Raw genomic sequence first — 13,238 nt, 5'->3', positions numbered from 1 at the left:
TATTAGAAAATTTCCATTAATTTATCCAGCTCATCCAGCGTCAAATCGTCGTCACCAAGATCACTCGGGGTCAGTTCCGTACCGTCTTGAGATAGGCAATGTTCAATGATTCTGAGAAGATGCGCTTTAAAGCTGTCACTGAATGTTTGTACTGTTTTTTCATGAAATTCAAGAGAATGATAGGCCAGTGACATCGTCAGTTTTCCGTTTTCGATATATCCGACAACATCCAGCGCATTCGGTTTTTCTGTTTCAGGGCTTAATGACTGTCCTGATGGCAGCTCTGATCTCGTAAACAAACCTGCATCCGACATTTCGTCAAACTGACCTAAATAGTTGAAGCTGACATCCGGCTGAATCGAGAACGCCACATCTTCTTTATGTTCCGGTGCCGTCAGATAGCGCAGAATGCCGTATCCGACTCCCTTATTCGGCACATGTCTGATATCTTCTTTCATTTGCTTCAGCTGGTAGCCCAGATCATCCGCATGCTTCATATCGAGCACCATTGGGTACATACTTGTAAACCAGCCGACTGTGCGAGAAATGGTCAGGTCTTCTATGATTTCTTCACGTCCATGCCCCTCTAAATGAACACTTACTCGATCTTGACCCGTCCACTCCTTCATTGCCAATCCGAATGCCGTCAGCAAAATATCATTCATTTCTGTGTGATATGCCTCATGCACCTTTGTGGTGAGCTGTTCTGTCTCTTCAGCAGTCAGCGAGAATTCAATTGTCTTTGTATGTTTCATTCGCTGATCACCAGATTCGCGGTCTTTCGGAAGCTTTGCCGCAACAGCTTGTTCTTCAAGCTGTCTCCAATACTCTTTTTCTTTCAAAAAGGCTTTGGAGTTCGCGAAGTCTTGCAATCTCTCTGCATACTCTGCAAATGAATGTGTTTTCTGCGGGAGAACCGGTTCATTGCCTTGCTCAAGCTGTGTATATACCGCGGCGAAATCCTCCAGTAAAATCCGCCACGACACGCCGTCAACCACTAAGTGGTGAATGGCAAGAAGCAAGTGGTCTCCGTCTTCCGCTTGGAACAAGCCTGCTTTTAACAAGCCGCCTTCCTGCAAGTCGATGCTGCTTTGCAAACGCTCCGCATCTCTCTCTATACGGTCTTCGTAATCTGCAGCTTGGCCCTCAATCTGGATGACCTCCAATTGAGCTGAAGCAGCTTCAAGACCTCTGTTGTATTGAATGACGTCTTCCTGTCCCTCACGATAGACCATGCGGAGCGCGTCATGATGCTCGATCAGCGCCTGCAATGTTTTCTCCACCCGTTCAGGATCAAAGCCCTTCTTGGCGTGAAGCATCACCGATTGGTTCCAGTGGTGCTTGTTCGTGAAGTTCTTTTCAAAGAACCAGCGCTGGATCGGCGTCAGGATGACTTCGCCCTCCACCGGGCCTTGGTCTGCCTGTTTGCCTTCGGCACGCTCTACATATTGGGTAAGCTCCTCGATCGTCGGATGCTGGAAGAGATCTTTCATTTCCAGCTTCCAGCCGTGCTGGTTCAAGCGGCTCGCCATTTGAATTCCTTTGATGGAATCTCCGCCAAGCGAGAAGAAATTGTCGGTGACACCGACTTCAGACATTCCAAGCACGTCCTGCCAGATGCCGGCAAGCAGCTCTTCCATGTCGGTCGTCGGCGCTTTGTATTCTCCGCTTCCCGCTTCGATGTCCGGGTCAGGCAAGGCTTTGCGGTCCACTTTGCCGTTTGCCGTAACCGGAAGCTCGTTCAGCGTCACCCAGAACGCCGGGATCATGTAATCCGGCAGGGTTTCCTTTAGTGCTGATTTTAGTGCTTCTATGTCAGCTGTTTCCGGTGTGACATACGCCGCGATTGCTGTATTGCCGCCTTTATCCTTGACAGCTGTCACTGCCGCATCCTGCACCTCAGAAAGCTGGGCGAGCTGGACTTCAATTTCTGAAAGCTCGATCCGGTAGCCGCGGACCTTGACCTGCTGGTCGATCCGGCCGATGTATTCGATGCCGCCGCCCGTCCATTTCACCAAATCGCCGGTGCGGTACATGCGCTCACCCGGCACAAACGGATCAGCGACAAACCGCTTCGCGGTTTCGCCTTCTCGATTCAGATAGCCGCGTGCCAGTCCGCGCCCCGCCACGCAAAGCTCTCCGGCTACGCCTTCCGGCTGCACCTGATTGCCCTCGCCGAGAATGTATACTCTCGTATTGGCAATGGCCCTTCCGATGGAAAGCGAGCCTTCCTCCGGATGGATTTCTGCGCTTGTGGCAACGACCGTATTTTCTGTCGGCCCGTAGTTGTTGACGAGTGTGTACGGCTTTTTCACTGCGCGCTTCAGCTTGTCTCCTCCGGTCAAGAGGACGCGAAGTGATGTGTTCTCAAGCTCCATGAACTGTTCCGCAAGCTGTGTCGGCAGGAACGTGATCGTTACGCCGTTCGTTTCAAAATAATCGTTCAGGCGGACGATATCGAGGCGGATCGCTTCATCAATGACGTGAAGTTCAGCACCGATCGTCCAGGTCGGGAACATCTCCCAAATGGAAGCGTCGAACCCGAAGCCCGCGTACTTCGCACTGCGGTCCTCCGCTGTCATGCTGAACGCGTCGTGGTGCCAGAAGCACAGGTTCACAAGCGCATGGTGCTCGACCATGACACCCTTCGGCTGTCCGGTCGTTCCAGACGTGTAAATCATGTACGCCAAGTTCTCCGCGGTTACAGCCGTCTCTGGATTTCCCTCGTCGTTTTCATCAAGCGGCAGGCTTAGAATCGTGCGGCTTCCGTCGAGAAGAATGACATCTCCCGTATAGCTGTCCGGCACTGAAATGCCTTCCTGTTTCAAGAGGAGCTTCGCGCCGCTGTCCTGTAAAATATACTCAATCCGCTGATCCGGGTAGTCAGGATCAATCGGCACAAACGCCGCTCCGGCTTTCAAGACGCCGAGCACCGCGGCGGACATTTCAAGCGACGGCTTCGTGAGAATGCCGACGCGGTCATCCGGGCTGATGCCGCAGTCCATCAGAATCCGCGCGAGACGGTTTGCCTTCGCATTCAGCTCGCCGTACGTCCAAGACTGGCCGTTGTATGTGACAGCCGGGCGGTCTTTGTGGCGCTGGACATTCTCTTCGAATAGCTGATGAACTGTTTTGTCTGTCGGCACAGGCAGCGCCTTGCCCTTCCATGCCTCAAGAAGCGCTTGCTTTTCTGTCTCGGTGACCAGTGACAGGCTGGAAAGCGGCTGGTTCGGGTTCCCAGTAACTGCATCTAAAAGCTCCATCCAATATTGCTTCCATCGTTCAATCGTTTCCTGCTTAAACAGAGCTGTATTGTATTCGAGTACGAATGTAAGCCCTCCGTCGGTTTCGTCAGCCGTCAGCGTGAGGTCAAACTTGGCTGTTTTCCGTTCAAACGGATGCGGCTCAAGCTGAATCCCTTTCATTGTTAAATCCTTTATATTCGCATTTTGCATTGAAAAAACTGCATCGAATAACGGGTTTCTGCTTGTGTCACGCTGAACTTGAACATTTCCGATCAAATCCTCAAGCGGGTAATCCTGCGCATCAAAAGCGCTGAGTGCCGTTTCTTTCACTTCGTTAAGATAGTCAGCAAAGGTCTTTTCACCCTTCGGATACGTGCGAAGCGCCAATGTATTGACGAACATTCCGATGACGCGGCTGACGTCCGCTTGAGATCGTCCGGCGACAGGTGAACCGACGATGATATCGTCTTGCCCGCTAAGTTTTGATAAAAATGCACTGTATGAAGCCAGAAGCACCATGTAAAGCGTGGAATCCGTTTCTTTTGCAAGCCTGCGCAGAGCATCAGCTTTGCCTGCTTCTAATGAAAATGCAATGCGGTCTCCCTCAAATGTTTGAACGGCAGGCCGACTGTAATCAGTCGGAAGCGTCAGCACCGGCAGCTCTCCGTCCAGCTCCTTCAGCCAATGCTCTTCTTGCTTCTTGTAAAGCTCAGACTGAATGAACTGCTGCTGCCACACGGCATAATCCTTATATTGAATACGGAGCGGCTCAAGGGTTTCTCCGTCATACAGCTTTGAAAGTTCTTCAATCAGCACACCGACAGACGCACCGTCAGAAATAATGTGATGCATATCGAACAGCAGCACATGCTCAGTGTCTGAATGCTTGATAAGCCCTATTCTGAACAGTGGAAGTTGGTCGATTTTGAAAGGCTTAATAAACTCAGAAACGATCCGCTCTCTCTCTTCTTCCGGGGCTTCGAAATAGGCTATCTCACACTCAGCCTCTTCCCAGATCCGCTGCACCGTTTCTCCATCTTTTATTTCAAACGTGGTTCTCAAGGCTTCATGACGCTGCATTAACTGCTGCATGACGCTGTTAAGCCTTTCAACATCAAGCTCACCTGTCAGGCGCAGAACCGCCGGCATGTTATAGCTCGTTTGCGCATCCTCAAGCTGCTGAAGCACGTACATCCGTTTTTGCGGTGAAGAAACAGGATACGTATCTTGTTTCTCTGCCGGGCTGATACTTGCGGCTGTCCCTTTTTCAGCAGAGGCAATCACCTGTGCTAAGCCCTCAACCGTCGGTGACTGGAAGAGATCCTTGAGTGACAGCTCAACGCCCAGTTCCTGATGAACCAAGGCAAGCATCTTCATGCCTGCTAATGAATGTCCGCCAATGTCAAAGAAGTGGTCATAAGCGCCGACTTGTTCAGCCTGAAGCACCTGTGCCCAAATGTCTGCGACTTTTTGTTCCGTTTCATTGCGTGGCGCAACATATGAAACACCTCTTGAAACGTTGGCATCAGGAATCGGCAGCGCTCTCCGGTCAATTTTTCCGTTCCCTGTCAGCGGCAGCTCGTCCATTTGGATAAACACCGCAGGAACCATATATGCCGGCAAGTCCTTCGCAGCATGCTCTCTCATCTCTTGTGATGAGATGTCTCCCGCTCCGACATAGTAAGCGCAAAGCAGTTTATCTCCCGCTCCTTGATCAACGGCAAGCACAACACTCTCCTGAACACGATCATGGGTTTGCAGCTGATGTTCGATTTCTCCAAGCTCGATGCGCTGTCCGCGAATCTTCACCTGATGGTCGATTCGCCCGATAAATTCGATGTCGCCATTCGGCAGCCATCTCGCAAGGTCTCCCGTTTTATACATGCGTTCGCCGGATGTAAACGGATGGGGAACAAATTTCTCCTCAGTCAGTTCTGGACGGTTGTAATAGCCTTTCACGAGTCCTTCGCCGCTGACGCAAAGCTCTCCGGCAATCCCGGCAGGCTGCACGTGTCCCGTACGGTCAAGAATGTATACTTCCGTATTGCTAACCGGTTTTCCAATCGGAACAGACAGCGTGTGCTCCTCCAATTCATCAACCGGATGATACGTCGCGAAAACCGTGCTTTCAGACGGCCCATACATGTGAAGGAGCTTGCCCTTTCCAACCGTTTGCAAAGCTTTTCTGACATGCTCAACCGAAGCCCGTTCCCCGCCAAACATAATCTTGCGAAGCGTTGACAAGCACGCCGGATTCAAGTCCACAAGCAAGTGGAACAAAGCGGTTGTAATCATGAGAATGCTGATGTTCTCCCGTTCAATGACGCGGGACAGGCGAGCCATGTCCAAAACGGTTTCCTTCGGTATCAGCACCAGCTTGGCTCCGTTTAACAAAGAGCCGAACATATCGAACATAAACGCGTCAAACACGTAATTGGAAAGACCGAGAATCGTATCCTGTTCTGTAATGCTGAGATAATTCGTTTCCTTCACCGTGCGGAGAATATTGGCATGTGTCACGATATTCCCCTTAGGTGTTCCAGTCGTTCCAGAGGTATACGTCAGGTTGGCCATTGCTTCAGAATCAAGAGGCAGTGCGAGATTGCGCGCATCGGCATGATAGCTCTCTTCCTCATCGGCTAGCACGATAACGCCCTTAAATTCCGCTTCTTCCGCTAAAGCCTTTAATTTTCTCTGAGTGAGAAGCACCTTTGCTCCGCTGTCACGGAAGAAATGCTGCATCCGCTGCATCGGATGTTCCGGATCAATCGGAACATAAGCCGAACCTGATTTTAATACTGCCAAGATCGACACAATCATATCTATTGACCGCTCACATAAGACAGCCGCTGTCCTGCCTTCGCCAGCTCCAAGAGAAAGAATGCCGCGGGCTAAACGATTGGCCCGTTCATTCAGCTCACGATAAGTGAGTGATTCGCCTTCATATTGAAGCGCAGTATGGTCTGGCGTATTCGCCGCTTGCTCCTCAAACAGCTGAACAATTGTTTTGTCTTTCGGATAAGGTGTTCTGCCCGGGTTAAACTGCTGAATTTGCGAAGCAGCCGCCTCTTCAGAAAGAAGCTTATACTCAGAAATCGGCTTCTCCGGATCAGCCGCAGCATCTTCAAGCAAACGCGCAAAATGCGTAAGCAGCCTGTTTGCCGTGCTTTGTTTAAACAGCTTCGTGCTATAATCCAAATCAAGCTCAATGCCTTCATCGATTTCTCTCGCCTGCACCGTCAAATCAAATTTGGCAATCTTGAAATTGGTCTCATGAACAGACAAGGACAGATCGCCGACAGCCGGAATACCCTCTGTCGCGTTTTGAAGGCTGAACATCGTGTCAAACAGCGGATGCCTGCTAACATCACGCGGGATGTTCAAATCTTCAACAAGCCACTCAAACGGATAGTCCTGATGAGAAAAGGCATTCAGCACCTGTTTACGAACACGCGAGATCAATTGGGTAAACGTCTCATCCTGCTTGACCTCACTGCGAATCGCAAGCGTATTGACGAACATCCCGACAATGCCCTCTGTATCGGAATGATTTCTGCCGGCTGACGGTGTCCCGACAATGATGTCATCCTGTCCCGTATACTTTGACAAAAGCGTATAGTAAGCGGACAGCATCACCATATATAAAGTGGCGCCGTTTTGTTCAGCCAAACGATTGAGGCGATCCTTTACCCCCGCATCCAGCTTGATTGACACCCGATCCCCTTCAAAGCTTTGAACAGGCGGTCTTGGGTAATCGGACAGAAGTTGAAGCACCGGGAGCTCGCCTGCAAAGACTTCCTTCCAATAAGCCTGGTCCTTCTTGTACCCTTCAGCAGCCTGCCTGCTTTGCCATACAGCGTAGTCCTTATACTGGAGACGAAGTTCAGGAAGCTGTTCGCCTTTATAAATGCGTGCTAACTCCTCCAGCATAATGCCAATGGATACACCATCAGAAATCAAATGGTGCATGTCAAACAGCAGCATATGACGGTTCTCTTCAAGCCCCAGCAAACCGATTCTGAATAGCGGAGCTTTCGCCAAATCAAATTTCCGAACGAATGAAGCCATAATTGCCTCATCTGAGCGGCCGCCTCTTTCAATCATTTCGATGTTGAAATCAACGCTATCGTGAATGTTCTGTCTCGGCGTGCTGTTTTCAAGAACAAATGATGTTCTCAATGACTCGTGGCGTCGGATTAACGCCTGAAATGCGCACTCCAGCTTTTGAATATCTAAAGGCCCTTCCAGAATTGCTGCTGCCGGCATGTTGTAGCCGACTCCCGCATCCTCGAACTGGCTGACGATATATGTTCGCTGCTGTGCCAGGGAAAGCGGGTAATGCTCCTGTTTTTCAGCAGGTTCAATCACCGAAAATGCCCGGCTTTCTCTGTGATCAGCCTCCTCTGCAAGAGCCGCAATCGTCGGATGCTCAAACAAATATTGAAGCGGAATCTCGACGCCTGTTTGCTTATGAATCTTTGTTAAAAGGGTCATGGCTTTCAATGAATGCCCGCCAGTTTCAAAGAAATTGTCAAAGATCCCCGCCTTCTCAACATTCAGTACGTCCTGCCAAATGGCTGCGATTGCTTTTTCAGTCTCATTTCGCGGCGCTGTATAGGCGGTGCCGCTGACAGCCTTCACCTCTAGTGCAAACAGCTTGCGGCGGTCGACTTTGCCGCTTGGCGTAAGCGGAATTTCTGTCACTTCTGTAAAGTAAGCCGGCACCATATAGTCAGGAAGCTGTCTGGCCGCATACGCCCTCAAGTCGGCTGGCGCAAATTCGCTTTCAGGCTTCTGCACAACATATGCGCAAACCTCAAGATTTCCCTGTTCGTCAGGGCGTGCCAAAACAACGGCTTTTGCAACGTCTGGCGCCTGCTGAATCACGGCTTCAATTTCCCCAAGCTCAATCCGGTATCCGCGGACTTTGACCTGGTCATCCTCTCTGCCTAAATATTCGATTGTTCCATCTGGAAGCCAGCGTACCACATCCCCGGTCCGGTACATGCGATCGCCCGGCACGAATGGATCTTGTAAAAACTTCTCTTCCGTTAATTCAGGCAAATGTAAATAGCCTCGGCCCACACCGTCTCCCGCGATATAAAGCTCGCCCGCCACGCCTTCAGGCTGCAGCCGGCCTTTTTGATCCAAAATATATAAGCGGTTATTCCCCAGCGCTTTCCCGATCGGCACATACGCTGATTGAACTGCATTCTCAGGGATAACCGGATGAACAGACGCGTCAACGCATGTTTCAGTCGGTCCGTACACATTGGTCAAACGCGGCGCTGTGCCGGCTTCTTTAAACAGCTTCAGCAGCTTGTCCGCAACAACAGATGACAGGCCTTCTCCTCCGATCAGCATGTGTTTCAGTGTTAGGCCTTCAAAATCGCCCGCTGCTACCAGCATTTGCAAATGAGCCGGTGTTCCATCCGTCGCCTCAATGCTGTTTCTCCGATAATATGCAGCAAGGGCGGCCCCGTTCGTCACTGTTTTCTTCGGTACGATATAAAGGGTTTGTCCCAAAAGAAGCGACGCGAAGATCTGCTTCACTGACGCATCGAAGTGGAACGGCGCAAGCAATGCCATCCGCAGGGTTTGGCTGCCGCTTTGATAAATCGTCTGCTGCAGAGATTCAACCAAATGATGAACTTGGCGATGCTCGATCATAACGCCTTTCGGACGTCCGGTTGTTCCCGATGTGTAAATAATGTAGGCAAGGTTCCGTGCGTTCACATCTGCATTCAGGCTTTCTTCTGCACCTTCTGCAATTGCCTGATCTAAATCAATCAGCTCAGCACCGGCTTCAGGCGCCGCAACCTTCGATTCAGTTAGGATGAAGTCCGCCCCGCAGTCCTCCAAAATATATTGAATGCGCTCAGCAGGAAAACCCGGATCAATCGGCACATAGGCTCCGCCGGCTTTTAAAATCCCCATGATAGCTGTAATCATCCGTTCAGAGCGTTCAATCAAAACCGCGACAGGACTGTCCGGGCCAACCCCTTTCTGTTTCAGCACATTGGCGATGCGTGCCGATTGTTCATGTAACGTTCGATAGGACAATGTACGATCTTCAAATACAACCGCCGGATGATCTGAAAGCTGCTCAGCCTTTTCTTGGAACAGTTCCGGGATCGTCATGTCCTTACGGTAGCTCACAGATTTACCGCCGGCCCTCGCAAGCAGCTTTTCTTTCTCCGCATCAGAAATCATCGTTAATTCATCAATTGTATGTTCTGGATGCGTTAACGCGTTCTCCAGCATTGTAATCATGCGCTCACAAATAATGTTGATTTCTTCACGTGAAAATAAATCAGTGCGGTAATCAAAATCTATGGTGAGTTTCCCAGTATCCCATCGATCCTTCACATGGATCGAGACATCATTTAATCCGCTGCCGCTGAAAATCGGCTCAGTCAAAAAGGCAAGATCCTCTTCTTTCTGCCACTGCATCACCTGATATTCAAGAGAAACAGTAAACAGCTTGGTCAGAGAGCTCTTTGTTTCACGCAAATCGTTGATCAGGAGATTATACGGGTACTTTTGGTGGCGGAGTGTCTTCATGAGATCCTTCATCCGGTCTTTGACAAATTCTAAAAACGCCTGCCCGCCGTCAATGTTTGTCCGAAGCGGAACCGTAGAAACAAACATGCCAAGCATCTGCTTCTCTTTCGCATTTGTCCGGTTGCCCATAAAGGTTCCCGTCACAACATCATTCTGGCCGCTGACCCTGTACAAATAGGCGGCGAGCAACGATTGAAATACCGAAAGAACACTGACTTTATTCGCCTCACAAAATGACAGAATCTGCTGATGAAGCGCTTCAGGCACATCTTTAGAGAACCTCTCAGCATCTAAACTTCCTCCTGCGGAAGCATTCCGTTTCAAGGAAACAAGTTCAGGCACCGATTCAAATTGTTTGTTCCAAAACGTCTTGTCCTTTTCAAACCGCTTCGATTGAGCATAGTCCTGTTCAGATAAAACATGATCGATAAATGAATGCGAGATTCCTTCTTTTGTCTCTGAGCCGCTGGCTAATTCTAAATAAATGTGCATGATCGCATTCCCGAGAATATTCATGGAGATACCATCAGAAATCACGTGATGAACATTTGCGTAAAACCACACTTCATTTTCCTTTATGGTGAACAAGGAAAAACGAAATAAATCACAATCGTACAGCGGCAACGGTTTCTTCGTTTCCTCCCGGCTCCATTGTGAAATAAACTCTATCGCATTCGGATCTTCAGTAGTGTCAGTATGTTTTATATCAACAGGCCGATACTCGCTAATATATTGAACAGGCTCCCCGTTTTCATCTAGCCGCAACCGAAGGCGCATGGCTTCATTTCTGCGAATAAACTCTTGAATCGCCTGCTCAACAAGTACATAATCAATCGCATCAGCTGAAACCAGCTTACCAATCCCCGCAAGATTTGAAATGCTCGTGTGAGGATAAAATTTTTCTGTATACCAAATTCGTTTTTGTGCATCCGTTAAAGGGTAAAAAGTTATTTCCATATTGTCATACCTCCCCTAATCTTTATAAGCAGTGAACATGTGCAACGCATTTTCTCTTTCTTATCCATATCAGCTTTTAATTCTTATGAACTAACAGCCGAAATAGCCCAAAGTACTACACTTAAAAAGCAGAGCTTCCAAACAAAAAAACAGATTGCCGCTATTAAAACGGGCAGCCGTCAGTCAGCATTGCGGCGTTTAACATAAGTGGATAAAGACCGCAAGATCCCCTATCCTAATAGGAAACAATTTTGGCTATTTATTCATTGTTTTCAATATTTTTTATCTTACTACCGTTCACTTTAAATGAAAAAAATGTTTTTATCACCGAAAAATGGGTGAAAAGTTTCATGCGGGATGCCGAAAGATTCCAGTTTATTTACAGGGATATTTTTGCGGGATGCCGCAATCATTTCCACTAAACATTATTTACAGAAAAATAAAAATTTTTAAACCAAACTGCTGCTTTCAATTTTTTTTTATTGCTGAATGCAATTTACAATCTTTACATGACTATGTGTACCGCGCAAAAACCGAAAAAAGGCAAAAAAAAGACACCCTTGCGAAGAGCGTCTTACAACGATTCTTTCATGACATTTTTGTCGATATCAATCAATTCCATATAGCCTTTCCCCCACTCATACATGGCTTCAAGAATAGGCATGAGGCTTTCTCCATGCGGGGTCAGAGAATACTCAACCTTCGGCGGGACAACCGGATACACTTCCCTGTGAACAATCATATCCTGCTCAAGCTCTCTCAGCTGATTCACGAGGATCTTCTGCGTAATATCAGGAATCAATGTTTTTAATTCATTGAACCGTTTTGTGCCTTCTTTTCCTAAATGCCATAAAATGAGCATCTTCCATTTACCACCAATCACTGCAAGCGTTAATTCCTTCTCACAATTAAACCTTTTGTCGTCCATCCGGCTCAATTGAATCCCCCCTTAGTAACCTTTTTGTATGTTAGATACGTATCATCACTTACTTACTTTTTTGCAGACTCTTTTTTCATTATACTCACTCATAAAATCAAGCGAAAGAAATCTGATTGTCTCTCCTCACAGTATCCTCCAAGTAACTTGTTGACTTCAAAGTGCCTACTTCTCATCAAATAAGAGAACCTATAGAATGAAAAATAATTCGAAAAAGGGAGTGGATCAACAATGGAATTACAGCTTGCATTAGACCTCGTCAACATCCCGGAAGCCATTGAGCTCGTCAAAGAGGTAGAACAATACATCGACGTAGTTGAAATCGGAACACCGGTCGTCATTAATGAAGGCCTAAGAGCCGTTAAAGAAATAAAAGAAGCATTTCCTCAATTGAAGGTTCTTGCAGACCTGAAAATCATGGATGCCGGAGGCTACGAAATTATGAAAGCGTCGGAAGCAGGCGCTGACATCATCACCGTTTTAGGGGCTACAGACGATGCAACGATTAAAGGCGCAGTAGAAGAAGCCAAAAAACAAAAGAAGAAAATCTTAGTGGACATGATTAACGTGAAAGATATCGAATCCCGTGCGAAAGAAATTGACGCACTAGGCGTTGACTACATCTGCGTCCACACTGGCTATGATCTTCAAGCAGAGGGCAAAAACTCTTTCGAAGAATTAACGACAATCAAAAATACCGTAAAAAACGCAAAAACCGCAATCGCGGGCGGCATCAAACTTGATACACTGCCAGAAGTGATCAAGCAAAACCCTGACCTTGTCATTGTTGGGGGCGGAATTACAAGCGCAGCTGATAAGGCGGAAACAGCTTCAAAAATGAAGCAGCTGATTGTCCAAGGATAACTCCGATGAAAACGACTGAATACGTAGCGGAAATTCTCAATGAGTTACACCGTTCAGCAGCTTATATTTCTAATGAAGAGGCTGACCAGCTTGCCGATCACATTCTTTCATCCCACCAAATTTTCACCGCGGGTGCGGGGCGGTCTGGCCTGATGACAAAATCCTTCGCGATGAGATTGATGCACATGGGCTTCAACGCCCATATTGTAGGTGAGATTCTCACTCCGCCGCTCGCCAAAGGAGATCTAGTTATTATCGGCTCAGGATCAGGCGAGACAAAAAGCTTGATTCATACCGCAGCAAAAGCAAAAAGCTTACACGGAATTGTTGCCGCTTTAACCATCAATCCGGAATCAAGCATCGGAAAACAAGCGGACCTCATCATCAGAATGCCTGGTTCTCCTAAAGACCAGTCAAACGGAAGCTATAAAACCATTCAGCCAATGGGATCATTATTTGAACAAACTTTGCTGCTATTCTATGATGCAGTGATTTTAAAACTCATGGAGAAAAAAGGACTCGATTCTGAAACTATGTTCACTCACCACGCAAACCTTGAATAGCATCACACAACCGGCCTGAAGATCAGGCCGGTTTTATTTTTTCTAAAATAAAACTTTAAACCCAAAAACCCGATAAGTAATATGACCTACAAATCATAAAGGGAGGAA

At 48.0% G+C, this 13,238-nt stretch carries 4 protein-coding genes; 2 read left to right on the top strand and 2 right to left on the bottom strand.

What is annotated here, in order from left to right; translation table 11 throughout:
- Positions 1-2: 2 nt before the first annotated feature.
- Positions 3-10,766 (bottom strand): surfactin non-ribosomal peptide synthetase SrfAA, encoded by a 10,764-nt coding sequence (srfAA, locus tag AC07VD_RS17320; RefSeq protein WP_494721877.1) that lies wholly within the window; start codon positions 10,764-10,766, stop codon positions 3-5.
- Positions 10,767-11,340: 574 nt separating this feature from the next.
- Complete coding sequence (hxlR, locus tag AC07VD_RS17315; protein ID WP_003246265.1) at positions 11,341-11,703, bottom strand: transcriptional activator HxlR; 363 nt, start codon at positions 11,701-11,703, stop codon at positions 11,341-11,343.
- 231 nt (positions 11,704-11,934) lie between these two features.
- On the opposite strand from hxlR, the gene hxlA reads away from it, so the two are divergent.
- Together hxlA and hxlB are read left to right on the top strand one after the other, a co-directional pair.
- Positions 11,935-12,567 (top strand): 3-hexulose-6-phosphate synthase, encoded by a 633-nt coding sequence (gene hxlA, locus AC07VD_RS17310; RefSeq protein WP_003234604.1) that lies wholly within the window; start codon positions 11,935-11,937, stop codon positions 12,565-12,567.
- Between the two features lie 5 nt (positions 12,568-12,572).
- Entirely contained in the window at positions 12,573-13,130 is a 558-nt protein-coding gene (gene hxlB, locus AC07VD_RS17305; protein ID WP_338732238.1) for a 6-phospho-3-hexuloisomerase, read from the top strand.
- Positions 13,131-13,238 lie beyond the last annotated feature (108 nt).

Source organism: Bacillus sp. GW821-FHT01G09 (genome assembly GCF_059422205.1).
This window is presented reverse-complemented; position numbering and strand designations above follow the sequence as displayed.

Excerpts from the sequence above, each read along its gene's own strand:
- hxlB (WP_338732238.1), top strand. The coding sequence starts at position 12,573 with ATGAAAACGACTGAATACGTAGCGGAAATTCTCAATGAGTTACACCGT.
- hxlA (WP_003234604.1), top strand. The coding sequence starts at position 11,935 with ATGGAATTACAGCTTGCATTAGACCTCGTCAACATCCCGGAAGCCATT.
- srfAA (WP_494721877.1), bottom strand. The coding sequence starts at position 10,766 with ATGGAAATAACTTTTTACCCTTTAACGGATGCACAAAAACGAATTTGG.